This is a genomic window from Methylobacterium currus (genome assembly GCF_003058325.1).
Classification (GTDB): Bacteria; Pseudomonadota; Alphaproteobacteria; order Rhizobiales; family Beijerinckiaceae; genus Methylobacterium; species Methylobacterium currus.
In genome coordinates this window covers 189,556-214,898 of sequence record NZ_CP028843.1, presented here as the reverse complement: position 1 = coordinate 214,898, position 25,343 = coordinate 189,556, and the positions used below count along the sequence as shown (strand labels likewise).

Annotated in this window: 21 protein-coding genes; 10 read left to right on the top strand and 11 right to left on the bottom strand. The window is 71.9% G+C overall.

What is annotated here, in order from left to right; all coding sequences use genetic code 11:
- Positions 1 to 376 precede the first annotated feature (376 nt).
- The 5 genes from DA075_RS01000 to DA075_RS00980 are packed head-to-tail and all read right to left on the bottom strand — an operon-like array spanning position 377 to position 6,486.
- Complete coding sequence (locus tag DA075_RS01000; protein ID WP_099951611.1) at positions 377 to 1,243, bottom strand: HpcH/HpaI aldolase/citrate lyase family protein; 867 nt, start codon at positions 1,241 to 1,243, stop codon at positions 377 to 379.
- A gap of 6 nt (positions 1,244 to 1,249) precedes the next feature.
- The gene (locus tag DA075_RS00995) at positions 1,250 to 1,744 is read right to left on the bottom strand and encodes a MaoC family dehydratase (protein WP_099951610.1); all 495 of its coding nucleotides are present in this window, start codon (positions 1,742 to 1,744) and stop codon (positions 1,250 to 1,252) included.
- Positions 1,741 to 3,687, bottom strand: a complete 1,947-nt coding sequence (locus DA075_RS00990; protein ID WP_099951609.1) for an acetyl-CoA carboxylase biotin carboxylase subunit — start codon at positions 3,685 to 3,687, stop codon at positions 1,741 to 1,743. The genes DA075_RS00995 and DA075_RS00990 overlap by 4 nt, the downstream gene beginning before the upstream one ends.
- Before the next feature lie 7 nt (positions 3,688 to 3,694).
- Positions 3,695 to 5,302, bottom strand: coding sequence for a carboxyl transferase domain-containing protein (locus tag DA075_RS00985; RefSeq protein WP_099951608.1), 1,608 nt, complete (start codon positions 5,300 to 5,302; stop codon positions 3,695 to 3,697).
- 11 nt (positions 5,303 to 5,313) lie between these two features.
- Complete coding sequence (locus tag DA075_RS00980; protein ID WP_099951607.1) at positions 5,314 to 6,486, bottom strand: isovaleryl-CoA dehydrogenase; 1,173 nt, start codon at positions 6,484 to 6,486, stop codon at positions 5,314 to 5,316.
- A 426-nt stretch (positions 6,487 to 6,912) separates the two neighbouring features.
- Here DA075_RS00980 and DA075_RS00975 point away from each other — a divergent pair, with 426 nt between their 5' ends.
- Together DA075_RS00975 and DA075_RS00970 are read left to right on the top strand one after the other, a co-directional pair.
- A complete protein-coding gene (locus DA075_RS00975) occupies positions 6,913 to 8,316 on the top strand; it encodes a methyl-accepting chemotaxis protein (RefSeq protein ID WP_099951606.1) in 1,404 nt (467 codons plus the stop codon).
- A gap of 503 nt (positions 8,317 to 8,819) precedes the next feature.
- A complete protein-coding gene (locus DA075_RS00970; RefSeq protein ID WP_244936469.1) occupies positions 8,820 to 10,934 on the top strand; it encodes an ATP-binding protein in 2,115 nt (704 codons plus the stop codon).
- Between the two features lie 97 nt (positions 10,935 to 11,031).
- Here the strand turns inward: DA075_RS00970 and ruvC are convergent, their stop codons facing one another.
- Positions 11,032 to 11,589, bottom strand: coding sequence for a crossover junction endodeoxyribonuclease RuvC (gene ruvC / locus DA075_RS00965; RefSeq protein ID WP_099951604.1), 558 nt, complete (start codon positions 11,587 to 11,589; stop codon positions 11,032 to 11,034).
- Between the two features lie 191 nt (positions 11,590 to 11,780).
- On the opposite strand from ruvC, the gene DA075_RS00960 reads away from it, so the two are divergent.
- Positions 11,781 to 12,536 (top strand): TSUP family transporter, encoded by a 756-nt coding sequence (locus DA075_RS00960; protein WP_099951603.1) that lies wholly within the window; start codon positions 11,781 to 11,783, stop codon positions 12,534 to 12,536.
- Here DA075_RS00960 and DA075_RS00955 read toward each other — a convergent pair.
- Positions 12,533 to 13,384, bottom strand: a complete 852-nt coding sequence (locus DA075_RS00955; RefSeq protein ID WP_099951602.1) for an urea carboxylase-associated family protein — start codon at positions 13,382 to 13,384, stop codon at positions 12,533 to 12,535. The genes DA075_RS00960 and DA075_RS00955 overlap by 4 nt on opposite strands.
- A gap of 179 nt (positions 13,385 to 13,563) precedes the next feature.
- On the opposite strand from DA075_RS00955, the gene DA075_RS00950 reads away from it, so the two are divergent.
- Positions 13,564 to 14,208, top strand: a complete 645-nt coding sequence (locus DA075_RS00950) for a DUF1007 family protein (protein WP_099951601.1) — start codon at positions 13,564 to 13,566, stop codon at positions 14,206 to 14,208.
- A complete protein-coding gene (locus DA075_RS00945; RefSeq protein ID WP_099951600.1) occupies positions 14,202 to 15,206 on the top strand; it encodes a nickel/cobalt transporter in 1,005 nt (334 codons plus the stop codon). The genes DA075_RS00950 and DA075_RS00945 overlap by 7 nt, the downstream gene beginning before the upstream one ends.
- A 78-nt stretch (positions 15,207 to 15,284) precedes the next feature.
- Here DA075_RS00945 and DA075_RS00940 read toward each other — a convergent pair whose 3' ends face one another.
- Positions 15,285 to 16,193 (bottom strand): MBL fold metallo-hydrolase, encoded by a 909-nt coding sequence (locus DA075_RS00940; protein WP_099956327.1) that lies wholly within the window; start codon positions 16,191 to 16,193, stop codon positions 15,285 to 15,287.
- A 156-nt stretch (positions 16,194 to 16,349) separates the two neighbouring features.
- On the bottom strand, positions 16,350 to 19,094 hold the full coding sequence (locus DA075_RS00935) for an ATP-binding cassette domain-containing protein (RefSeq protein WP_108394336.1): 2,745 nt from the start codon (positions 19,092 to 19,094) through the stop codon (positions 16,350 to 16,352).
- 394 nt (positions 19,095 to 19,488) lie between these two features.
- Here DA075_RS00935 and DA075_RS00930 point away from each other — a divergent pair, with 394 nt between their 5' ends.
- Complete coding sequence (locus DA075_RS00930) at positions 19,489 to 19,746, top strand: hypothetical protein (protein ID WP_099951598.1); 258 nt, start codon at positions 19,489 to 19,491, stop codon at positions 19,744 to 19,746.
- Positions 19,747 to 19,870: 124 nt separating this feature from the next.
- On the top strand, positions 19,871 to 20,569 hold the full coding sequence (locus DA075_RS00925) for a carbonic anhydrase (RefSeq protein WP_244936467.1): 699 nt from the start codon (positions 19,871 to 19,873) through the stop codon (positions 20,567 to 20,569).
- A 71-nt stretch (positions 20,570 to 20,640) separates the two neighbouring features.
- Here the strand turns inward: DA075_RS00925 and DA075_RS00920 are convergent, their stop codons facing one another.
- The gene (locus tag DA075_RS00920; protein WP_099951596.1) at positions 20,641 to 21,198 is read right to left on the bottom strand and encodes a DUF2239 family protein; all 558 of its coding nucleotides are present in this window, start codon (positions 21,196 to 21,198) and stop codon (positions 20,641 to 20,643) included.
- A gap of 168 nt (positions 21,199 to 21,366) precedes the next feature.
- Here DA075_RS00920 and DA075_RS00915 point away from each other — a divergent pair, with 168 nt between their 5' ends.
- From DA075_RS00915 to DA075_RS00905, 3 genes are all read left to right on the top strand, one after another.
- The gene (locus DA075_RS00915; RefSeq protein ID WP_099951595.1) at positions 21,367 to 22,782 is read left to right on the top strand and encodes a DHA2 family efflux MFS transporter permease subunit; all 1,416 of its coding nucleotides are present in this window, start codon (positions 21,367 to 21,369) and stop codon (positions 22,780 to 22,782) included.
- A 158-nt stretch (positions 22,783 to 22,940) separates the two neighbouring features.
- Positions 22,941 to 23,270 (top strand): hypothetical protein, encoded by a 330-nt coding sequence (locus DA075_RS00910; RefSeq protein WP_099951594.1) that lies wholly within the window; start codon positions 22,941 to 22,943, stop codon positions 23,268 to 23,270.
- Between the two features lie 209 nt (positions 23,271 to 23,479).
- Positions 23,480 to 23,911 carry an LbetaH domain-containing protein gene (locus DA075_RS00905; RefSeq protein ID WP_244936464.1) on the top strand — a complete coding sequence of 144 codons (432 nt, stop codon included), beginning with the start codon at positions 23,480 to 23,482 and terminating at the stop codon, positions 23,909 to 23,911.
- Here the strand turns inward: DA075_RS00905 and DA075_RS00900 are convergent.
- Positions 23,904 to 25,316, bottom strand: a complete 1,413-nt coding sequence (locus DA075_RS00900) for an adenylate/guanylate cyclase domain-containing protein (protein ID WP_099951593.1) — start codon at positions 25,314 to 25,316, stop codon at positions 23,904 to 23,906. The genes DA075_RS00905 and DA075_RS00900 overlap by 8 nt on opposite strands.
- Positions 25,317 to 25,343: the final 27 nt, after the last annotated feature.

Here is a 25,343-nt window from a genome sequence, read left to right as displayed (position 1 = left end):
GGCCCGCGCGTTGGCCGCGCGGTGCGTCAGGGTTGAAACGAAGGGCTCCTGGTGACGCCGGCCGCGTGCCTGCCTGTCGACCCGAGCCCCGGTCAGCGTGGACATCATCGATGCCGTGACGTCATGGCGCCCATCTGACCTCCGCGGTTCGCGCCCCTCCGGATCGGGTTCGGTAGAGGCCGCAGCCAAGGCGTCACAGGCCGAGGCGATCGAGGTCGCGCAGATCCTGCATCAGCTCCGGCTGATCACAGTCGGTGTGGACACTGCGCTCCTTCAGGAGGGCATCGAGCGCCGTCCGGGCTGGAATTCCTCGACAGCGAGCGCTTCCAGGGTGTGCCGGGCGAGCGCGTTTCCGTCTGCCTCCATCGGCGCCACCTCACCCCACCCGCGCCAGCAGCCGCTCCGCCCGGCGCAGATGCGGCCGGTCGAACATCTCGCCGTCGATCCCGACGACGCCGACGCCCGGCGCCTGCGCGAAGGCCGCCACGACCTTCCGCGCATGGGCGATCGCCGCCCCGGTCGGCGTGAAGGCCTCGTTGATCACCGCGACCTGCGCCGGGTGGATCGCCATCTTGCCCACGAACCCGTCGCGCCGCGCCGCGCGGCACTCGCGGGCGAGGCCGTCGAGATCGCGGAAATGGGCGTTGATGGTGTCGATGGCGTCGACCTCGGCGGCGGCGGCCGCCATCAGCGTCAGGTTGCGGGCGAGCTGGAACGGCGCGCTCCAGGCCCCGTCCTCTCCCCGGTTGGTCTCGGCGCCGAGATCGGCCGACAGGTCCTCCGCCCCCCAGGTGACGCCTGAAAGCCGCGGGCTCGATCCCGGCAGGGTGGACAGCGCGAAGACCGCGCGCGCCGTCTCGGTGGCGATCGGCAGGATGCGGGTGGCGCCGTCGGGAAGGCCCGCTTGCGCCTCGTGGACCGCGAGGCGCGCGCCGAGATGCGCCAGGCTGGGACCGCCCTCGGCCTTGGGCAGCATGATCCCGTCGGGAGCGTGCGGCATCACCGCCGCGAGGTCGTCCTCCGTGAGGCCGGAGTCGAGGGCGTTGACGCGCACGTAGAGCGCCGGCCGGCCGGCCTGATCCCGCATCCGCGCCAGGAAGCTGGCTGCGACCTCGCGGGCCTTGGGCTTTTCCGCCAGCGCGACGGAATCCTCCAGGTCGAGGATCAGGGCGTCGGCGCCGACTTCCAGGCCCTTCTCCTGCTTGCGGGGGGAGTCGCCGGGCACGAACAGCAGAGAGCGCATGGGGTCTCAGGCCTCCGCCGCGGGGCGCTTGCGCATCATCGCCTGGCGGCGGCACTCCGCCACCAGCGTCCCGTCCTGCTTGTAGGCGCGGTGGACGAACTCGACGATGCCGGCCTCAGGCCGCGAGCGCGATTCGCGCTTGGCTACCACCTCGGTGGTCACGCTCACGGTATCGCCCTCGAACAGCGGGGCGGGGAAGCGGGTCTCGGTCATGCCGAGATTGCCGATCGTGGTGCCGACGGTGGTGTCGTTGACCGAGATGCCGATCATCAGCCCGAGCGTGAACAGCGAGTTCATCAGCGGTTTGCCCCACTCGGTCTCGGTGGCGCAGAAATGCGCGTCGATGTGGAGCGGCTGCGGGTTGAGCGTCATGTTGGAAAACAGCATGTTGTCCATCTGCGTCACCGTGCGGGTGAGGCGATGGCGCAAGGTCGCGCCGACCTCGAAATCCTCGAAGTACAGCCCGCCACGCGGGTGGGTCGAAGCGGGAAGCGTGCTCACGCGGCGTCCTCATTCGTCAGGGTGATCAGGCGTGCGCCCTCGGCGACCTGCTGGCCGGCCTCCGCCGCGACCTCGGCCACGAGGCCGTCGGCGGGCGCGGTGAGCGCGTGCTCCATCTTCATCGCCTCGACCACCGCGAGGCGCTGGCCGCGCACGACCCTGTCGCCCGGGGCGACCAGCACCGCGACGAGACGGCCATGCATCGGCGCCTTGATGGTGCCGCCCTGATCGATGTGGTCGAGATCGACCGCGAAGGGATCGGGCGGGGAGAGGGCGATCTGGCGGCCCTCGGAGAGCACCAGCACGCCGCCCGGCGCATCGATCACCGCCAGGGAGGCGGGCTCAGGCCCCGGATCGCCGTACTCCACGCCCGGCCCGGACGCGCTCCAGTGCAGCACGGCTTCGGCCGGCTCGCCCTCGAGCACGAACGGAAACGCCTGGCGGCGGACCTCGCCGAGCTGGAACCCGTCCGCCGCGTCCCAGGGCGAGCCGGTGCGCGCCGGGCTCTCCCGCGCCACCAGCGCCCGGATCCCGGCGCGGATCGCGGCGTCGCGGCGCGGGCTCGGCGCCGTCAGGCTCGCCAGGTCGCGGTCGATGAAGCCGGTATCGAAGCGGCCTTCGCGGAACGCCTCCGCCTCGGCGAGCGCCTTGAGGAAGGCGACGTTGGTCTTCGGCCCCGCCACCCGGGTGCGGCCCAGCGCCTCCGCCAGCCGGTCGAGGGCTTCCGTGCGGGTCGCCCCGTGGGCGATCACCTTGGCGATCATCGGGTCGTAGAACGGCGTCACCCGGTCGCCCGCCCGCACGCCGGTATCGACCCGGATGCCCTCGCCCGCAGGCAGGTCGAGCGCGCGCAACGGCCCGGTCGAGGGCAGGAAGCCGTGATCCGGGTCCTCGGCGTAGAGCCGCGCCTCGACGGCGTGGCCGTGGATGGTCAGCCCGTCCTGGCCGACGGGCAGCGTCTCGCCGGAGGCCACCCGGAACTGCCACTCGACCAGGTCGTGGCCGGTGATCGCCTCGGTCACCGGATGCTCGACCTGGAGCCGGGTGTTCATCTCCATGAACCAGAAGCCGTCGGGCCGCAGGCCCTCACGGCCGTCGGCGATGAACTCGACGGTGCCGGCGCCGACATAGCCCACCGCCTTGGCGGCCTCGACGGCGGCGCGGCCCATGGCGGCGCGGACCTCGTCGGGCATGCCGGGGGCGGGCGCCTCCTCGATCACCTTCTGGTGGCGGCGCTGCAGCGAGCAATCGCGCTCGAACAGGTGGACGGCGTTGCCGTGGGCATCGCAGAAGACCTGGATCTCGACGTGGCGCGGCGACAGGACGTATTTCTCGACCAGCACCCGCGGGTCGCCGAAGGCGTTCTGGGCTTCCCGCTGCGCGGAGGCGAGGGCCTCGGCGAAGCCCTCCGGTCCCTCGACCCGGCGCATGCCCTTGCCGCCGCCGCCGGCCACCGCCTTGATGAGGACCGGGAAGCCGATCGCCGCGGCCTCGGCCGCCAGGAAGTCGGGATCCTGGCGGGCGCCGTGATAGCCCGGCACCACCGGCACGCCGGCTTCTGCCACGAGGGCCTTCGCGGCGTCCTTGAGGCCCATGGCGCGGATGGCCGATGCGGGAGGGCCGACGAAGACGATGCCGGCGTCAGCGCAAGCGTCGGCGAAGTCCGGCCGCTCGGACAGGAAGCCGTAGCCTGGATGGATGCAATCGGCCCCGCTCGCCCGCGCGGCCTCCAGAATGCGGTCGATGCGCAGGTACGAGTCGGCGGCCGGGGCCGGGCCGATGCAATGGGCTTCGTCAGCGAGCGCGACATGCATCGCGTCGCGGTCGGCCTCGGAATGGACCGCGATGGTGCGCATCCCGAGGGCCTTGGCGGTACGGATCACCCGGCAGGCGATCTCGCCGCGATTGGCGATGAGGACGGAGGCGAGGCGGCGTGTCGTCATGGCATCCTCACATCCGGAACAGGCCGAACCGGGTCTCCGGCACCGGCGCGTTGAGGCAGGCCGAGAGCGAGAGGGCGAGCACGCGGCGCGTCTCCTCCGGCAGGATGATGCCGTCGTCCCACAGCCGCGCGGTGGCGTAGTAGGGCGAGCCCTCCTCCTCGAACCCGGCGCGGATCGGCGCCTTGAACGCCTCCTCCTCCTCCGGGCTCCAGGCGCCCCCATTGGCCTCGATGTTGTCGCGCTTGACGGTGGCGAGCACGCTCGCCGCCTGCTCGGCGCCCATGACGGAGATGCGCGAGTTCGGCCAGGCGAACAGGAACCGGGGAGAGTAGGCCCGGCCGCACATGCCGTAATTGCCCGCGCCGTACGAGCCGCCGACGATCAGCGTGAGCTTCGGCACCGCCGCCGTGGCGACCGCCGTGACGAGCTTGGCGCCGTTCTTGGCGATGCCGCCGGCCTCGACCTCCCGCCCGACCATGAAGCCGGAGATGTTCTGGAGGAAGACCAGCGGGATCCGCCGCTGGCAACACAATTCGATGAAGTGCGCGCCTTTCAGCGCGCTCTCCGAGTAGAGGATGCCGTTATTGGCCAGGATCCCGACCGGCATGCCGTGCAGCCGGGCGAAGCCCGTGACCAGGGTGGTGCCGTAGAGCCGCTTGAACTCGTCGAACTCCGAGCCGTCGACGAGGCGGGCGATCAGCTCGCGGGCGTCGTACTGCTTGCGCAGGTCGGTCGGCACCAGGGCGTCGAGGTCGGCCACGTCGTAGGCCGGATCGACCGGGGCGGCGATGTCGAGGTCGGGGCGCTTGACGGTGTTGAGGCCCCCGACGATGCGGCGCAGGATCGCCAGCGCGTGGGAATCGTCGGTGGCGTAGTGGTCGGCGACGCCGGAGAGGCGGGCATGGACGTCGGCGCCGCCGAGATCCTCGGCGCTTACCACCTCGCCGGTCGCGGCCTTCACCAGCGGCGGGCCGCCGAGGAAGATCGTGCCCTGGCGGCGCACGATCACGCTCTCGTCCGACATCGCCGGCACGTAGGCGCCGCCGGCGGTGCAGGAGCCCATCACGCAGGCGATCTGCGGGATGCCGGCGGCCGACATCTGCGCCTGGTTGTAGAAGATGCGGCCGAAATGCTCGCGGTCGGGAAAGACCTCGGTCTGCTGCGGCAGGTTGGCGCCGCCGGAATCGACGAGATAGAGGCAGGGCAGGCGGTTCTGGAGCGCGATCTCCTGCGCCCGCAGGTGCTTCTTGACAGTGAGCGGGTAGTAGGTGCCGCCCTTGATGGTGGCGTCGTTGCAGACCACCATCACCTCGCGGCCCGCCACCCGGCCGATGCCGGTGATGATGCCGGCGGCGTGGATGTCCTCGCCGTAGAGCCCGTTCGCGGCGAGCGCTCCGACCTCAAGGAAGGGCGAGCCCGGATCGAGCAGGCGTAAGACCCGGTCGCGGGGCAGGAGCTTGCCGCGGGCGACATGGCGCTCGCGGGCGCGCTCCGGCCCGCCGGCGGCGGCCTTGGCGCGGTGGGCCTTCAGGCTGGCGCGCAGCTCGCCCCAAGCGGCGCGGTTCTGCTCCGCCGCCCCGGAGGCGAGGTCGGCGCTGGTGGGGATGACCGGCATCGGGTGCGACCTCAGGCGGATTTGGCGAAGAGCTCGCGGCCGATCAGCATCCGGCGGATCTCGCTGGTGCCGGCGCCGATCTCGTAGAGCTTGGCGTCGCGGAGCAGGCGCCCGGTCGGATAGTCGTTGATGTAGCCGTTGCCGCCCAGGAGCTGGATCGCGTCGAGCGCGCATTGCGTCGCCCGCTCGGCGGCGTAGAGGATCGCGCCGGCAGCGTCCTCGCGGGTGGTCTCGCCGCGGTCGCAGGCCTGCGCCACCGCGTAGACATAGGCCTTGGCGGCGTTGGTCGAGACGTACATGTCGGCGAGCTTGCCCTGGACGAGCTGGAACTCGCCGATCGCCTGCCCGAACTGCTTGCGCTCGTGGACGTAGGGCATCACCACGTCGAGGCAGGCCTGCATGATGCCGAGCGGCCCCGCCGCCAGCACCGCGCGCTCGTAATCGAGGCCCGACATCAGCACGTTGACGCCGCGGCCGACCTGGCCGAGCACGTTCTCCTCGGGAATCTCACACTCCTCGAACACCAGCTCGCAGGTATCCGAGCCGCGCATGCCGAGCTTGTCGAGCTTCTGGGCGGTCGAAAACCCCTTCATGCCCTTCTCGACCAGGAAGGCGGTGATGCCGCGGGGACCCGCCTGCGGATCGGTCTTGGCGTAGACCACCAGGGTCTCGGCGACCGGGCCGTTGGTGATCCACATCTTGGAGCCGGTCAGGACGTAGCGGTCGCCCTTCTTCTCGGCGCGGGTGCGCATCGACACCACGTCCGAGCCGGCGCCCGGCTCCGACATGGCGAGCGCCCCGACATGCTCGCCGGAGATGAGCTTGGGGAGATACTTCTGCTTCTGGACGTCCGAGCCGTTGCGGCGGATCTGGTTGACGCACAGGTTCGAATGCGCGCCGTAGGACAGGCCGACCGAGGCCGAGGCGCGCGACACCTCCTCCATCGCCACGCAATGGGCGAGGTAGCCGAGGCCGAGGCCGCCATACTCCTCCTCGACCGTGATGCCGTGCAGCCCCAGCGCGCCCATCTCGGGCCAGAGGTCGCGCGGGAAGGTGTTGGTGCGGTCGATCTCCTCGGCCCGCGGCGCGATCCTCTCCTGCGCGAAGGTGCGCACGCTGTCGCGGATCGCCTCGGCGGTCTCGCCCAGGCCGAAGTTGAATTCACGCACGGCGTTCGGGATCATCGGCGCCCTCCCTCGATTTTCCCCATTCATACGAACGATCGTTTTTTAAGACAAGTCTGCTCGACCCCTCGCAGGGGCGTGACCGGCCGTGTCCGAACGGCGCGGCGTTCTGCCATGACGGGTCGAGCCGGAGCTCGGCTCGTCCTGTTCGTGCCATCCGCCGAAGCGGACGAGACGTGATCCTTCAACGGGCTCGATGTCTCAGCAAAGGCCCCCGGGCGGCGCCCGGCCGAACGGTCGTGGGGTGCCGATCAGCCGCATGAGCCGTCCCGATACGCTGGGTCAATGACAACATATAACGGTCATTTTAGGAAATTTTTACCCTTGTCTGATTGAGGAATATCTTCACACCACTGGGGAAGCGGCATGGCTTGGGGCAGGCATAAACCGATCGAGGATGCGAGACTGATTGCTCTCGACCGTGCCATGGCCACGATCGAATTCACCCTGGACGGAACGATCGCCGGGGTGAACGCGAACTTCCAGGCGCTGGTCGGCTACACACCGCAGGAGCTCATCGGCAAGCACCACTCGCTTCTGGTCGCGTCCGGCGTCGCGGCCTCGGAGGCCTACCGGGAGTTCTGGCGCCAGCTCCGCGCCGGCATCCACCAGGTCGGCGAGTTCGAGCGGATCGGCAAGGGCGGCAAGGCGGTCTGGCTCTGCGCCACCTACCTTCCGGTGCTCGGGCCCGACGGGGTCCCGAAGAGCGTGATGAAGTTCGCCTTCGACATCACCGCCAGGAAGCGGGACGCCGTCCGCCTCGCCCAGATGGTCGACGGGATGCCGGTCGCCGTGATGATGGCGGATCCGCGGGACGAGTTCCGCATCACCTACATCAACGAGACCTCGCGGGCGACCCTCGGCTCGATCGAGCGGCACCTGCCCGTGAAGGTGGCCGATCTGGTCGGCTCGTCGATCGACGTCTTCCACAAGAACCCGTCGCACCAGCGCCGGATGCTCGCCGACGCGAGCCACCTGCCGCACCGGACCAAGATCCGCCTCGGGCCGGAGGTGCTCGACCTCCAGGTCTCGGCGATCAACGGACCGGACGGCGCCTATCTCGGCCCGATGCTGACCTGGTCGATCGTCACCGGGCAGACCCGCATGGCCGAGGAGGTGCGCGAGGTGGTGGATGCGGTGACGGCGGCGGCGCGCGAGATGGCGCAATCCGCCGAGGGGCTGACCGGTGCGGCGACGGATGCCCGCGAGCGCGCCGCGGCGGTCGCGGACACGTCCCATCAGATGTCCGGCAGCGTGCGGGACGTCGCCGACCAGGTCGGCCGCGTCTCGGAGCGCAGCCGGCAGATCGCCTCCCAGGCCGAGGCCACCGACGCGACGGTGCGGCGGCTCACCGAGAACACCCGCAAGGTCGATGCGGTGGTGGGCATGATCAAGTCCATCGCCAGCCAGACCAACCTGCTGGCGCTCAACGCCACGATCGAGGCGGCGCGGGCCGGGGAGGCGGGCCGCGGCTTCGCGGTGGTCGCCGCCGAGGTCAAGGAGCTCGCCGGCCAGACCGCCAGGGCCACGGACGAGATCACCCAGCAGGTCGCCACGATCCAGGCCGCCACCGGCGACGCCGTGCAGGCGATCCAGGGCATCACCGAGGCCGTCGGCGAACTGTCCTCCCTGACGCATTCCATCTCTGCGGCGGTGGAGGAACAGGCCGCATCGACCTCCGCGATGTCCGGCACCATCACCGGCGTGTCCGCTGCCGCGACGCAGACCGGGGACCTCGCCGACGCGGTGCGGGGCCTCGCCGGAACCCTCTCGACCTATTCCGGGCGGCTCGACCGCAGCATCGTGTCCTTCGTCGGCGGCCGGCATTGATGGGCCTTCGGCAGACCTGCGGCGGTGAGGCGACGCCGGTCTGCCGAGATTCGCGGTGTCGAGCCGGAGACGGGCTCTGCGAGAGCTGCCTGGGGTCGGAGCCCGACCGGCTCGACCGGCGCGTCGATTCGGTGTGGACGGGTCGCCGTCAGTGATCCCTCACCGAGCCGCCGGCATTCGGCGGCATGCCGAGTTCGGCCGTCTCACGGTCTTCGCCAGCATCGCCCAGAACGGCCTTCGCGTGAACCGGTGCGGAGCGCAGCCTTTGCCGAGCACTCGTAAATTGCCCGCAATTGTGCCGTACGAGGCCGCCAGAGCCTCGCGGGGCCGGCTTCTCCTGCCCGTCCCGCTATCGGCCGATGTCGCGCGGTGCTTGCAATCGTGATCCGGAACTGACGTGGTCCGCACGGTCATGACTCCCATGATCCGGTCCGGGGCATCTCCGCTCGTATCGTTTACAAGGCCTCCGCCGGCCAGCGGTTGGCATGAGGAAAGCATCGTTCGTGTCGGCGGCCGTTCTCGATTCCCTGTCCCGCGAGGAGCTTGAGGCCGAGGTCCTGCGCCTGCGCACGACCGAGGCCGCCTTACGCGTCAGCGAGGAGCGCTTCCGGACGATCCTGGAGACGGTGGATGCCGCCTTCGCCATCGTCCAGGTCAAGTTCGACGCCGACGACCGGCCGGTCGATTACAGGTTCCTCGAAGCCAACCCCGCTTTCGAGCGCGAGGCCGGGGTCAATCTGCGCGGCAAGTGGGTCACCGAGTTCGCGCCGGAACTCGAACGGTTCTGGTTCGAGACCTACGGTCGCGTCGCCAGGACCAGGGAGCCGGAGAACTTCGAGAGCTACGCCAAGGCCTTCTCGCGCTGGTTCGACGTGCGGGCCGTGCCCGTCGGTGCCCCCGCCGACCGGCAGATCGCCATCATCTTCAACGACGTGACCGTACGGCGCGAGGCGGAGGAGCGGCTGCGCGCCAGCGAGGCCCTCGCGCGCGCCAATATCGAGCGCGTGCAGCTGGCGCTCGAGGCTGGTGCCATCATCGGTACGTGGCACTGGGACCTGCCCACCGACCGGTTCACGGTCGACGAGGGATTCGCCCGCAGCTTCGGGCTCGATCCGGCCCTCGGCCGCGAGGGCATCCCCCTCGCCAAGATCGTCGCGACCGTGCATCCGGACGACCAGGCGGGGTTGGCCGCCGCGATCGACGAGGTCGTCGCCCGGGGCGGCGCCTACGCGCATCAGTATCGGGTGCGCCGGGCGGACGGACGCTATTACTGGATCGAGGCCAACGGCCGGGTCGATTTTGGGCCGGACGGCACGCCGCTGAGCTTTCCCGGGGTGCTCCTCAACGTCGAGGAGCGCCGCGCCGTCGAGCAGGAGCGCGACCGGGCCATCGCCCAGCTGCGCGCCCTGACCGAGACCCTGGAGCAGCGCGTCGGCGAGCGCACGGCCGAGCTGATGAACGCCGAGGAGCAGCTCCGCCAGTCGCAGAAGATGGAGGCGGTCGGCCAGTTGACCGGAGGCCTCGCGCACGACTTCAACAACCTGCTGGCCGGCATCTCCGGCAGCCTGGAATTGATGAACACCCGCATCAGCCAGGGCCGCCTGACCGAGATCGACAAGTACATGGTCGCCGCGCAAGGGGCGACGAAGCGGGCGGCGGCGCTGACCCACCGCCTCCTGGCCTTCTCGCGCCGGCAGACGCTCGCGCCGAAGGGGACCGACGTGAACGCCCTGGTCGGGGGCATGCTCGACCTGATCCAGCGCACGGTCGGACCCGGCGTGCAGCTCGAGATGGCCGGTCCGGACGATCTCTGGCCGGCCCTGGTGGACCCGTCCCAGCTGGAGAACGCCCTCCTCAACCTCTGCATCAACGCGCGCGACGCGATGCCGGAGGGCGGGCGCATCGTCATCGAGACCGCCAACCGCCGGATCGACCCGCATGCGGCCCGACGGCAGGACATGCCGGACGGCGAGTACCTGTCGCTCAGCGTCGCCGATACCGGCACCGGCATGGCGCCGGAGGTGGTCGCCAAGGCGTTCGACCCGTTCTTCACCACCAAGCCGCTCGGCCGGGGCACGGGCCTCGGCCTGTCGATGATCTACGGCTTCGCCAAGCAGTCGGGCGGCCAGGTCCGCATCCACTCCACGGTGGGCGAAGGCACGACGGTCAGCATCTACCTGCCCCGCCACGGGGGCGAGGCGGAGCGCGACGAGGCGCTGCCGCAGGGCGGCCTGATCCCGGTCGCCGAGGCCGGCGAGACGGTGCTGGTCGTGGACGACGAGCCCAGCGTCCGCATGCTGGTGACGGACGTGCTCGGCGAACTCGGCTACACCGCTCTGGAGGCGGCCGACGGGGCAGGCGGGCTCACGATCCTTCAATCCGACGCGCGGATCGACCTCCTCGTCACCGATGTCGGGCTGCCCGGCGGCCTGAACGGTCGCCAGATGGCGGATGCGGCGCGCACGACCCGGCCGGACCTCAAGGTGCTGTTCATCACGGGCTATGCCGAGAACGCGCTTCTCACCAATGGCGAGCTCGACCCCGGCATGGCGGTGCTGACCAAGCCGTTCGCCGTCGATGCCCTGGCGGCCCGCATCCGCGAGATCATCGCGCGGTGATCCCGGGCAGGGTCGCCGAGACGGGCGGTAAGCGGATGTTCCGAAGGATCACCTCGGGCGCAGCCGCTCGCGCCGCTGAGCCGACCGGGTTTCCACCCTAACCCCGCGCGACTGCGCGGGCGATCCGCGCCGCCGCGGGTCCTGCCGCCGCGGCGTGGGTCGCGGCCCGGGCCCGTGCCGCCCGGTGGCTCGCATGGGTGATCGCCACCGCCAGCGCGTCGGCAGCGTCCGCGGTGTCGGCGGTGGCCTTCGGCAAGAGGAAGCGCACCATGGCGCCGACCTGGTCCTTCTCGGCGTGGCCGGCGCCGACCACGGTCTTCTTCACCAGGTTGGCGGCGTATTCCGCCACTGGCAGGCCGGCGAGGGCCGGCACCAGCAGGGCCACGGCGCGGGCATGGCCGAGCTTCAGAGTCGCCTGCGCGTCCTTGTTGACGAAGGTCTCCTCCACCGCCGCCTCGTCGGGCAGTAGGGTGGCGACGACCTTGGTCAGGCCCTCGTGCAGGGTGCGCAGGCGGGTGGCGAGGTCGTCGTCGCCGTTCGAGGTCACGGTGCCGCTCGCCACGAAGGCGAGGCGGGTGCCCGTGACGGTGATCAGGCCCCAGCCGGTGCGGCGCAGGCCCGGATCGATGCCGAGGATGCGGATGGGTTCGCTCATCGCCGCGTGGATATCCTTGCAATGGGTGCAGGCGGCGCCCGCATCATGCCGCGAATCCGTCCCGGCGCGAAGCGCGCCGTTCTGTAGCCGGGAAACGACTGCGCCGCCACCGCGGGACGTTCCGTGAACACGCCTCGCACTCTTGCGGCCGACACCTTGACGAACCGTAGCCGTGGCGGCGTGGTGGCCTCATGTCGCCCGATCTCGCCACCCTTCTGCCCCTCGATGTCCGGGCCGCCACCCTGTTCCTCGCCGCCCTGGTCGGCGGTCTGGTGCGCGGCTTCACCGGCTTCGGCTTCGCGATGGTGTTCGTGCCGGTGGCGGCCGCCGCGGTCGGTCCGGCGGCGGCGGTGGGGCTGATCTGGGTCGTCGACGCGCCGTTCTCGCTGTGGTTCGGCCTCCGCTCCGCCCCGCGGGCGACCTGGCGCGAGGTCGTTCCGCTGCTCGTCGGCTCCACCCTGCTGCTGCCGGTCGGCGTCTGGCTCCTCACCCGGCTCGATCCGGACCTGACCCGCTGGATCACCGCGGGCGCGATCCTGCTGGCGCTGGCGGCGCTCGTCTCGGGCTGGCGCTATCGCGGCGTCCCGTCGCTGCCGCTCTCGCTCGCCACCGGGGGCGCCTCGGGGCTGGCGAGCGGCTTTGCCGCGCTCGGCGGCATGCCGCTCGCGGTGTTCTGGCTCGCCAGCCAGCGCGCCTCGGGAGCCCAGGTGCGCGACAACCTGATGGCCTATTTCGGCCTCTCGACCCTGGTGTCGGGCGTCGTGTTCACGGCGACCGGGGTGCTGTCGGGGCCCCGCTTCGCCGAGGCCCTGCCGCTGCTCCTGCCCTACGGTCTCGGCCTCGCGGCCGGATCGCACGGCTTTCGCCTCGCCTCCGACCGGATGTTCCGGACCGTCGCCTACGCGGTGATCCTGGTGGCGGTCTGCCTCGCGCTACCCCTGCGTTAGGCCTTGTCCCACCAGCCCTTCTCGGCGCGGAGCCCGTGCTGGCCGCGATAGGGCGCCACGCCCGGGCTCTGCCAGCCTTCCGTCAGCTCCGGCGCCAGCCGGTACACCTCGACGCCCAAGGGGCGGCAGACCTCGATCGGATCGCGGGCATCCGGCCCCCAGAGCGGCACCGAGAGGTCGCCGCCCGGGCAGGTCGAGAGGGCGCAGAGCAGGTCGATCTCGGCGAAGAACTCGAGATAGTCGCCCGCCTTCGCCGGGCAGTCGCGCATGAAGTACATGTCGTCGTGGTTGAGGCCGGTGACCTGGAACACGTTGAGCACGTCGTGCACGTCGAACTCGGTCAGGCCGAACGGCATCACCGCGCGGACCAGGTTCGAGTGGCAGTGGAAGTGGAAGTCCTGGCCGGTGAGCAGCTTGTTGACATAGGGGTCGCAGCGGGTGCCGAGGAGATCATGGACCCGGCCGCCATACTCGTCGGTGCCGTAATGGCTCAAGCTGTCGGCCGTGATGGTGACCAGCGGGCGCAGGAACGGCAGGGTCGACCACAGCCGGTCGAAGGTCGAGACATGGGCGCCCTGGAGCTGGCGGGTGCGCGCCGCCCAGAGCCGCTCGCGCGGGTCGTGCCGGTTCCAGATGTTGAGGTCGCCGACCTGCGGCCCCTCGGGCGCCACGATCCGGAAGACATGGCCCGCCGGCACGCTCCAGGCCCGCCCGGTGCGGATCGGGATGGTGAAGCTGTCGACCCGCTCGCGCCCGCCGGTCTCGGCGGCGATCCGCGCGTAGAACGGCCGGTCGACCGACAGGGCCGAGCCCTCGCTGACCTGATAGGCGGCCGGAAAGTCCTTCATGCCCGGTGCTCCCGCGGGTGTGATCCCGCTTGGAGTGGCAGAAGAGCGGCGGAGGGGCAAACCGGCTCCTCCCGCCCCGCTCCCGCCGCAATGCGGCGGGACCAGTGCGGAAGCCGGAGGCGCCGCGCGCTTTACCGGTGGTTGACCAGGAGGGGCGAGCGTCGCCGAAGGACATCGTCATGCCGCGCTCTTGCTCCCTCCCGCTCCTCCTCGCCGGGGCCGCGCTCGTCGCGGCGAGTCCGGCCCTCGCGCATCCGCATGTCTGGATCACCACTCGGGCCGAGCTCGATTACGGGCCGGACGGGGCATTGCGGGCGGTGCGCCACGCCTGGACCTTCGATCCGACCTATTCCGCCTTCGCGGTCCAGGGCCTCGGCCAATCGACGACCGGGCCGGTGAACCCGGCGGCCTTGGCGGCGCTCGCGCGCGACAATGCCGAGAACCTCGCCGAGCAGGGCTACTTCACGCAGCTGAAGGTCGACGGCCGCAAGCAGGATGTCGGCCCCGCGACCGATCCGGCGATGACCTTCACGGACGGGCAGCTCACCCTGCGCTTCACCCTGCCGCTCAAGGCGCCGGTCGCCGGCACCGCCTCGCTCGAGGTCTTCGACCCGACCTACTTCGTCGCGTTCAGCCTCGCCGACGGCGACGGCTTCGCGACGCTCAAGGGCGCCCCGGCCGGCTGCCGCGCCACCGCCCACCGGCCGAAGAGTGCGGCCCCGGTGCCGGCCGCCACCGGCATGTCCGAGGCGTTCTTCGAGGCGATGACCGCCGCGTCGACCTACGGGGTGCAGTTCGCCAACCGGATCGTCGTCGCATGCTGAGCACGCTCAGCCTCAACCCCCCCTCCCGCGGGCTCCAGCGCCTGGTCCTCGCGGCGCTCGCAATCCTGGCCGCTTGCGCCGTGCTCGCGGCCCTGCTCGGGCTCCTGGCGCCGGGCTTCCGGGCGCCGCCGCGCTCGCCCTTCGGCATCGGCTTTCGCGAGGCGGCGCCCACCGGCGCCACCAGCCTCGGGGCCTGGCTGCTCGCCATGCAGGCGGGCTTCTCCCAGGCGCTCCAGGCGGCGGTGTCGGCGGTCAAGGCCGGGCGGGACGGCACCCTGACCCTCATCGGTCTCGGCTTCGCCTACGGGGTCCTGCACGCCGCCGGGCCCGGCCACGGCAAGGCGGTGATCGCCGGCTACCTGATGGCCGGCGAGCGGGCCCTGAAGCGCGGCTTCACCCTGAGCCTGCTCGCGGCGCTGCTCCAGGCCGTCGTCGCCCTGGCGCTGGTCGGCGGCGGCGCGGTCCTGCTGCGCCTGACCGCCGCCGGCCTGAACCAGGCCGGCACGGTGATCGAGACCGCGGGCTTCGCCTGCGTGGCGTTGCTCGGGGCGGCGGTGACCTGGCGCAAGGCCGGGCAGCTCGCCCGGCTCCTCAACCGCGAGGCGGGACCGGCCTGCGGGCCCGATTGCGGCCATGCCGGCCTCGCCGACGGGACGCGCGTCGAGCGGCTGACGACCTTGCGCGAGCAGGCCGGCGTGGTCCTGGCCGCCGGGACCCGCCCTTGCGCCGGTGCGGTCCTGGTGCTTGTCTTCGCTTTGTCGCAGGGCATCCTGTGGGCCGGCGTGGCCGCCACCCTGGCGATGGCGCTCGGCACCGCGATCACCACCGGATTGCTGACGGCGCTCGCGGTCTTCGCCAAGGCGCTGGCCCTGCGGCTTGCCGGGGGCCGCGGCCAGGGCGGGGCGATCGCGGTCGGCGTGCTCGAATTGTGGGCCGCCGCCTTCGTGCTGGTGCTGGGTGCCGGGCTGCTCTCGGGCTGGGCCGCCGCGGCGTTCTAGTGCCCCTCACGCAACTCCCGCTGCGCTGACGCTGCCTCGGCGAGCAACGACGGCGATCGGGAGTTGCGTGAGAGAGACTTAGGCCAATGCCGCGATCCGCGCGGCGCGCCGGCGCCGCGGGCTTGCCGCCGCGACGGCCGCGAAGGTGATCTCCTGGCGCTCGCGGGCCACGAAGGCGCCGGGCATGTCGGCCTGCATCTGGCACTCCAGCTCGCGCAGCAGCGCGTCGGTGTGCTGCGGATAGAGGTGCACGATGGCGAGCCGCCCGACTCCGCCGGCGCGGCACAGTTCGACGCCCTTCTGCCAGGTCGAGTGACCCCAGCCGCGGCAGGCCGGGTACTCGCCCTGCGTGAACATGCCGTCATAGATCACGAGGTCCGAACCGCGCACGAAGTCGAGCAGAGCCGGATCGGGCCAGGGCTCCGAATGCTCCAGGTCGCTGATGTAGCAGACGGCGCGGCCGCCATGGCGGAAGCGGTAGCCCGTGGCGCCCTGGGGATGCTGGAGCGGGATGGTGTCGACCACGGCGCCGTCCGGGAAGGTCAGGCTCTCGCCGGCCCGGAAGCCGTGATGCACGAAGCGGGCGGGCAGCACGTCGAGGGTGATCGGGAAGAGCGGGGGCGAGAACAGCCGGTCGAGGGGCTCGGCGGCGCTCGCCCCGTCGAGGTTGCCGCACCAGGTGTGGATCTCGCGCGAGGGGTCGAGGATCGCTGGCTTCATGAACGGCAGGCCGCCGACATGGTCGAGATGGAGGTGGCTCAGGAGCAGGTCGACCCGCTGGGGCAGCCGGTCGCGGTGATGGGCGCCGAACGCGTTGATGCCGGTGCCGGCATCGATCACGAACAGCCGCTCGCCGCAGCGGACCTCGACGCAGGGGGTATGCCCGCCGAATTCCACGAATTCCGGACCGGAGGCGCAAGTCGACCCCCTGACGCCCCAGAACCGGAGCGTCAGGCCGGCTTCCATGAGAGGACCCCTCGTTGTCATGCCGGCGACCGTGATGGGGGTTGTCGGGGTTGGATGTGCGATGACGCACATGGCGGATGCTCCGGCCGGACGGTCCGGCAAGACACTATGGTGGGCTGTGCACGAGAGATGTGCGTCACGAACGATGAGCACAAGACGAAGGTTCCCCCGGACGGCCTAATCTGTCGTTAAGCGGGTGTGCTCGCGCACCGGGCCTGTGGATCGTGCAGCATCCTGCCCGAGCGCGGCCGTGACGGGAAGACCTACCTCCGGCGCATCCGCCGACGGGCCGGGGAGACTGGTCCGCACCACCGTGTTGCGCTCGGCCCGCAGCACGAGGTCGAAGGGGGCCGCAAGATTCGACCCGGACTGATCCGGCCGGCACTCGTCCGGCAGGCAGACCACGAGGCCGCGCCCGGCCCGGGCCGCCCGCAGCCGCTCGATCCCGGCCATGATCTCGGGCGCGCCGCGATCGTCGAGGGCAAGGCCGATCACCAGGATGTCGGGCTGGCGCACCAGGCAGCGGGCGAGGTCGATCGCCATGCGCTCGGACGCCGTGAAGCCGTCGCGCCCTCCCAGCCCGCTGTCGGCCGCCCGCGGATCGACCTGGCTGGCGAGGCCGAACCGGTAGACCGTCCGCTCCAGGCCGCGCTCGCGCAGGACCGCCTGCATCAGGGCGCGCACCCGCGCCCCGGCCCCGGCCTCGGCCCCGGCGATGCGGCCGAACAGCAGGTTCTCCTCCAGGCTCGCCGCGGCGGTGACCTTGCCCGGGTCGTAGAACTCCACCGAGCCCTGGAGCGAGGCCGGCAGCAGGGCCGCGAAGGTGCGCCGTGCCGCGACGAGGCGCGCCTCCATCGCCTCGTCGATGAGGCCGAAGCGGTGCCGGGTCTCGCTGTAGCGCAGGCAAAGGCCGATCAGCCGGGCGCGGTCGCGCTGGCCGGCGGGGCCGCGGCGCCAGCCGGAGGCCTCGGGCTGGCGCGCCACCAGGTCCTCGAAGAAGCCGCGCTCCCGGGCCGGGAACAGCGAGAAGGCGTCGAAGAGCGGGTGGTCGTCCGGCAGGTCGGAGAAGATCTCGACGGTGGCCCGCGCGATGGCCAGCCCCATCTCGGTCATCGGCCGGGTCAGCCCTTCCGCCTCCAGCACCGCCCGGGTGAAGGGATGGCCGGCGAGCCGCGCCTCCGAGAAGGCCGAGCCGACCGGCGCCCCGAACAGGATGTTCTCGCCCACCGTCGCCTGGCGGTTGTAGCGGGCGGGGTCGAACGGCTCGATCAGGTGGGCGGCCTGATCCGCCGTCAGCGCGGCCCGCAGGGCGCCCCGTGTCTCGACGATCGCGGCGGCGGTGGCCGCGTCGAGCCGGCGCGGCAGCACGCTGGCGAGCCCTCGCCCGTAGACCAGCCGGTCGAGCCCGGTGACCGACAGGGCCTCGACCAGCCGCTCTTCCAGCTCGCCGGCCGGCGGCGCGCCCGCATCGGGACTCGATCCGTCGGCGAAGGCGGGATCGCCGTAGAGCAGGTTCTGCAGGAGCGTGCCGGTCATCAGCACCGGCTCGGCGCCCGCATAGGCGATGCGCCGGGCCCGCTCCGCCGGTTCGACCGAGCGCAAATCGGTGCCCGCATAGGTCACCGCTCCGACGGTGGGCTCGAGCTGGCCGGCGATCAGCGCCGCCAGCACCCGCCCGCCGCTGCCGCGGTCGCCGAGGATCGCCACGTGGCCCGGCATCGGCACGGTCAGGTCGAGGCCGATCAACCGCTCGCCCGAGGCCGGATCGTAGGCCGCGACGTTCGAGAGCACGATGGGACCACCATCGGGCAGATGTGCCGACTGGCTGCGCAGCCGGCGCGGCGCCCGGGCGCGCGCCTCGAGCGACGCGGTGGCGCGGGCGATCTCCCGGAAGGCCGGCAGGGCGGCACGCCGGCGCCGGTTCTGGCGCAGGAAGGCGGCCACCGCGCTCGACGCCACGGCGAGCGCACCCAGCACCGCCGACAGGCCGCCGGGGCTCACCGGCATGGCCGGCGCCGGCCCCTGCCAGAGGGCGGCGGCGAGCACGAGGGTCGGCACCAGCACCGCGAGCGCGAGCGCCGGGGCGCGGGCGCGGGAGAGCTCGTCCTCGGTCGCCGTCAGGGCCCGGCGGGCCCGCTCCGCGACGTGGCCGAGGCGGGCATGCTCGAAGGCGGTGGTGCCGTGGGCCCGCACCGCCGGCAGGCGCCGCACCAGGTCGGTGAGGCCGCGCTCCAGGGCGGCGCCCTCCAGCCGGCGCTGGTCGTCCCGGCGCTCGGTGCGGGCGATGAGGAGCTGGCGCGCGAGCGCCGCCGCCACCAGGCTGATGCCCGCCACCGCGATGAGGCGCGGCGCCACCGCCGCGGCGACCGCCAGCGTCACCAGCACGGCGCCCGCCGCCAGCGCCGGGACCAGGATGCCGACGGCCAGAAGCCCGTCCGCGGCGCGGATCGCCGCCCCGACCTGCCCGGCGAGCGCCCGCGCATCGTCCCGGGCGGCCGGCCCGGAGCGCAGGATCGCGTCCTCGGCCAATTCCCGCAGGCGGCGCACCGCCTCGGCCTGCGCCGTCACGCAGAGCCGCGCCACGCCCCAGCCGAGGAGGGCGAGGGACAGGGCGACGCCGATCAGGCAGCCCAGCGCCCACAGGGTCAGGGCGCTCTCCGGCAGCGGCCAGCCGGGCATCAGCACCAGGCCGTGACCACCCAGTCGCTCCGCCCATCGCTCCGGCATCGGCACGACGAGGTGGAGGAAGTGGATCGGCCCTCGCCCCGGCTCGGCCAGCGCCAGCAGCTCGTCGACGAGGTCGCGCAGGGCGAGCAGCCCGAGCCCGACCAGCGGAAAGCCGAGCCCGAGGGCGACCGCGACGGCGGCGGCGTGCCGGCGCTTGGCGCTGCGCCAGGCGAAGACGATCGGATCGCGGTCCATCAGAGCGGGCGACGGGACCGGGGGGAGGGGGCGCCAGAGAGAGAGGCGCCAGTGGGCAGCGCCGGTCCGGTGCGCGGGGGCAGGCCCGGAGGCCGTCTCGCGATGGTGACCATGGGCCTCCTCGATGTTGCGCGAGGTATGGGCCGCGCGGGCCGGAGCGGTCAAGCCGGGCGCGCGGACGCGCTCGCTCCATCGGGCAATCCGTCGTGAGGGCGCCCTGATGCAGCACAGACGTGCGGGACCGCACGCGATCGCATCGGAGGCGGGATTATTCTTCGCGGTTCCCATGGGTGCGCGGTCGCACATCACGAGGATATATTTCCATTCATGATCATTTTCATCACCTGACGGGATCGTTTGGGCCCGTCTATACAGTCAATAGAGAGAGAATGACATGACGAAGACGATCGTGACCACGACCGTTCTGGTCGCCGCCCTCGCGCTGCCGGTCGCCGCACAGGCCGAAGGCGGGGAGGGCAGCCGCCAGGCCGCCGGCGGCGGATTCATGAGCAGCTACGTCGCCGACCCCTATCACGACCCCCGGTCGCGGGTATCGCAGCGGGACGGCACCGGCCAGATCCAGGGTCAGCCGATGGTGGCGGAGCGGGGCAATGTCGTCGGGCGGGGAGGCCGCTGGGCCGTCGGCCGGTAAGGCGCCGGTTCCGCCGCTTCCCGCCTGCGGGGAGAGGCGAATCTGCACGACCGGCATGCCTCGGCGAGATTCCGGGGTGGCCGTGCCCCACCCCCATCCCCCAACCCTCACGCAAGGCCCCCCCGTGGACAGCAGCATCATCCAGGGCATCTCCACCTTCCGCGGCAGCGTCTTTCCCGGGCAGCAGCGGATGTATGAGCGCCTCGTGCGCGACGGGCAGCAGCCGAAGGCCCTGATCATCGCCTGCGCCGATTCCCGGGTCGCGCCCGAGCACATCACCCAGGCCGGCCCCGGCGAGCTGTTCGTCTGCCGCAACGCCGGCAACATCGTGCCGCCCTTCTCGCAGATGAATGGCGGCGTCTCCTCGGCGATCGAGTACGCGGTGGTGGCGCTCGGCGTGCGCGATATCGTGGTCTGCGGCCACTCGGATTGCGGAGCCATGAAGGGGCTGATGCAGCCCGGGGCGCTCGCCGCGATGCCGAACGTCGCCGCCTGGCTGCGCCACAGCCACGCCGCCGACCGCATCGTCTGCGAGGCCTATCCGGACGACATCGACCCGAAGGACCGCCTGCGGGCGCTCGCCCTCGAGAACGTGGTGGTGCAGCTCGCCCATCTGCGCACCCATCCGAGCGTGGCGGCGGCTCTGGCCAAGGGCGGCCTCTCCCTGCACGGCTGGTTCTTCGAGATCGAGACCGGCGCGCTCCACGCCTATGACGGCCGGCGCTTCGTGACCCTGACCGACGACGGTGCCCTGCCGGTGGCGGAGGTCTCCACGCCCCGGCGCGCGGCCGCCGACCTGCCGGTGCGGGTGGCGGCCGAGTGAGGCGCTGAGGCGGGCCGTTCCCCGACACCCATCGTGGAGGAGCGGGCCCGCTCCGGCCGGCGGAAGGATACCTACGCCGCTTCGCTCTCGAAGGCTGGACCGGCCAGGAAGCGGGCATGGTCGCGCAGATCCACCGGCCAGTCCTCGCTCAGGGTGCGAAAGCGGTCGGCATCGCCCGCATAGAGGGCACGGGACGCCTCTTCGTAGCCGGAGGCGTCGCCGAGCATCGCCCCCATGAAGCGGTCCGCCGCCTCTTGGGCGACGCGCCGCCGCTCACCGCCCGCGCCGGCATTGCGGGCCGCCTCGACGAGCTTGCGCAGGGCGACCGAGGCGCCGCCGGGCTGGGCGGCGAGCCATTCCCAGTGCCGCGGCAGCAGGGTGACCTCACGGGCCACGACACCGAGCTTCGGGCGCCCCGCCGGGCGGGCCGTCGGCTCCAGCCGCGCCGTCACCTCGGCGTCGCTGCCGCGCAGGTCGAAGTCGATCTGCCGGCCCGAGCGGTCGTCGAAGACCAACGGGCTGGCGCCCCGCTCGACGGATCGCTTGACCGCCAGGGCCACGGCGGCGGCGGAGCCGGCAGCCAGGCGTCGCCCGTCCTCGAAGGCGGTGCAGGTGAAGGGTTCGTCCATCGCGGATCTCCGGGTTCGTCGACGGTCGCTATTTTACCCGGATAAAAAACGACCGTCAATAACACCCGGGTAAAATCACGGGTAAAGCCGCCATCCCCGCGCCCCGCGCGGGCGAGCCCCCGCCGATTCGCGCTTCCGGTATGGCGGGCAGGCGCTAGATACCGCGCCATGCGCCAAGCCCGGATCGTCCCCCTCGTCGTCGCGACGGCCCTGTTCATGGAGAACACGGACTCGACCGTGCTCGCGACGTCGCTGCCGGCGATCGCCGCGGATATGGGCGAGGACCCGATCGCCCTGAAGCTGGCCCTGACCTCCTACCTGGTCAGCCTGGCGATCTTCATACCCATCAGCGGCTGGGCCGCCGACCGCTACGGCGCCCGCACGGTGTTCCGCTGGGCGCTCGCGGTGTTCATGGCCGGCTCGCTCGCCTGCGCGGCGGCGGATTCCCTCGGCTGGTTCGTCGCCGCCCGCTTCCTGCAGGGCATGGGCGGGGCGATGATGGTGCCGGTCGGACGCCTCGTGCTGCTGCGCAGCGTGCCGAAGGGCGAGCTGGTCCAGGCGCTTGCCACCCTCACCATCCCGGCCCTCGTCGGCCCGGTGATCGGGCCGCCGCTCGGCGGCTTCATCACCACGGCCTTGCACTGGCGCTGGATCTTCTTCATCAACCTGCCCATCGGGCTCGCCGGGATCCTGCTCGCCACCCGGTACTTCCAGGACATCAAGGAGGAGGCGCGCCCGCCCCTCGACCTCGTCGGCTTCGTCCTCTCAGGGATAGGGCTCGCGAGCCTGATGCTCGGCCTCGCCTCGAGCGGGCGCCACCTCCTGCCCGAGGCCGCGTCCTGGGCCTGCACCGGCGCCGGCCTCGTGCTGTGCGGGCTCTACCTCGCCCATAGCCGCCGGGTCGCGCATCCGGTGATCCGCCTCGATCTCCTGCGCTACCCGACCTTCCGGGCGGCGGTGCTCGGCGGCAGCCTGTTTCGCATCGGCACCGGGGCGATCCCGTTCCTGCTGCCCCTGATGCTGCAGCTCGGCTTCGGGCTCGACCCGCTGCACTCGGGCCTCATCACCTTCGCGGCCGCCGCCGGCGCCCTGTTCATGAAGACCATCGCCGCCCGCATCCTGCGCGCCTTCGGCTTCCGGGCGGTGCTGACCCTCAACGCGGTGGTGGCCGCCGGCCTGCTGGCGATCAACGGCCTGTTCACGGCGGGCACGCCGCATGCCCTCATCATCGTGGTGCTGTTGATCGGCGGCTGCTTCCGCTCGCTGCAATTCACCGCCGTCAACGCCATCGCCTATGCCGACGTCGATCCGCGCGACATGAGCGCGGCGACGAGCCTTGCCAGCGTCGCCCAGCAGCTCTCCCTGAGCATCGGGGTCGCCTTCGGCGCCTTCGCGCTCCAGTCCGCCGCCGAGTGGCACGGCCGCACCGAGATCCGGGCGGAGGATTTCTGGCCCGCCTTCCTGGCGGTGGCGGTCCTCTCCGGGCTGTCCACCCTGTCGTTCCGCCGCCTCGCCCCGGAGGCCGGCGCCGAGGTCTCGGGCCATCGCATCGTGCAGGCGAAGCCCGCCGCCGACGCCACGTGAGCCGGCCGGCGAGCCTGCCTGAAGGAATCCTGCGCTCGCGCTTCAGCGAACATTCAGCGTGACGGTGCGAATCTAAGGGCATCGGGCGCGGACGGACCGCGATCACCGTTCCGGGTGCCCGCGAAACCTCGTTCACCCTTACGTCATGGGGATCTGCCATGAAGCGCATCGCATCCATCTGCGTCGCCGCGGCGACCTTGGCGAGCGTGACCCTGGCCGGCGCCGCTCCGGCCGAGGCACGCTGGCGGGCCGGGCCGGCCTTCGCCCTCGGCGCGGTCGGCGGCCTCGCCCTCGGCAGCGCGATCGCCGCCGGCGCGCGCCCGGCCTACGGCTACGCGCCCGCCCCGGCCTACGGCTACACGCCGGTCTATGGCGGCCCGGCCTACGGCTACGCCCCGGCCTACGGCCCGGACTGCTACACCGTCCGCCGCCGGATGATCGACGAGTTCGGCGACGTCTATATCCGTCGCGTGCGCGTCTGCGACTGAGCCTGACGGCCCGGGATGATCGTGAGCCTGCTGACCCGCCACATCCCGGCCTTCCCCACCTCCGCGCTCGCCGATCTCGTGAACGAGCCGCCCTGGCTGCTCACCGCGGCGAAGACATCGTCCGCCAGCTGCTCGCCCGGCTCGGCGAGGGTTTCTCCATCGCCGACGCGGTCGCGATCCATCACAGCGCCCGGGTCGAGCCCGGCGCGGTGCTCAGAGGCCCGCTCGTCGTCGGGCCGCGCTGCGTCATCGGCCACGGCGCCACGTTGCGCGGCGGCGCCTGGCTGGAGGAGGCCTGTACGATCGGGCCGGGCGCGGAGCTGAAGGCTTCGTTCCTGTTCGCCGGTATGGCGCTCGCCCATTTCAACTTCGTCGGCGAGAGCGTGATCGGCAGGGGAGTGAACCTCGAGGCCGGTGCCGTCATCGCCAATCACCGCAACGAGTGGCCCGGCGCCACGGTGGCGTTCCGGCACGAGGGCGCGACGATCGAGACGGGACTCCCCAAGTTCGGCGCCCTCGTCGGGGACGGGGCGCGGCTCGGGGCCAACGCGGTGGTGGCCCCCGGCGCGATCCTGGCACCCGGCACGGTGGTGTCGCGCCTTGGGCTGATCGATCACGGCGTTCCGCCGGACCTCAGGTGAATTCGTGGACCGGCACCGGCTCGCCGATGCCGCGCAAGGCCCGCAGCTCGACCCGGGCCGTGATCCCGTGCTCGGCGAGGTGACGCGCGGCCTCCTCGTGGCGCAGGACCGAGCCGGTGGCGAAGATGCCGCCCGCCGCCGCGAGCTGCTGCACCCGCGCCGCCACGTTCACGGTCTGCCCGAAATAGTCCTGGCGGTCGTTGAGGCTCACCGCCAGGCAGGGCCCCTCGTGCAGCCCGATCTTGAGCACGAGGTCGTCGGCCCCGCGCTGTACGTTCAGGGCTTGCATCGCCGCCCGCATGCGCAAAGCCGCCGCCACCGCCCGGTGCGGGCCCATGAAGGTCGCCATCACGGCATCGCCGATCGTCTTGACCACCGCCCCACCCTCGGCGGCGACGATTTCGTGCAGGATCCGGAAATGCGCCCGCACCAGGTCGTAGGCGACGAGGTCGCCGACCCGTGCGTAAAGCTCGGTCGAGCCCTTCAGGTCGGTGAACAGGAAGGTCAGGCTCAGGATCTTGAGCCGCTGGTCGATGTCGAGCGTGTCGGTGCGGTAGAGATCGCGAAAGGTCTGGTTGCTGAGGAGCCGCTTGGCGGTGAGGAAGGGCCGCCGCCCGCCGAGCAGCGCGTCGAGCTCCGGCCCGACGCGGAAGATCGTGGGCAGTACCCGTCCGTGACTCCGGTTGTCGAGGGAGAGGCGCAAGGGTCCGGACCGGAACGTGCCGCGGCCCGCCGTCGTCCGCGCGGTGTCGAAGACCAGGGCGAGGTCCTGGCGTTCGAGCGTCGGCTCGCCCTCGATGGCGAGGCTGTGGGCGGCGTGGGTGACGGGATCGAGCACGATCAGCGGCTCGGGCCCGAGCTGCAACGCCAGGATCATCCGCTCGCCGGCGCGCAGCTCGACCGAGTCGACGGTCGCCCGCTGCGCCAGCGCGGCGAATTCCGCCGGCTCCGGGAAGGCGACGCCGGAGCCGAAGAAGACCTGGCGCTGGTAGTCCCATAGGCCAAGCCCGTCGGGGTCGTGCGCGGCGATGCGCCGGAACCGGGGGCTCACCGTGAACGTCACCTCGACCGTGTCGTCGAGGACCGGCTCGCTGTCGAGGGCGCAGAAGGCGCAGTGATAGCCCGATGCCTTCACGCCGCGCAGGCTCCCCGGAGCCTCGATCACGCCGCCGCAGCTCGGGCACAGCACGTTCCAGGCCATCTCGACCAGGCCGAGCCGTGCGCCGTGCAGGAGCGCGGCGATCACCGGCTCGTCGTCGAGGCCCGCCGCCGCGGCGAGATGCACGGCGTTGATCCGCGCCAGTTCCGCATCGGACCCGTGGCGGAGCAGATGCTCCACGGCCTGGGCGGCCTTGGGCTCGGCCGTCCGGTGGAGTGCGGCGAGGAGGGCATCGCTCTCGTCCATGAGGCGAGCTTAGACCCGGGCGCGGGT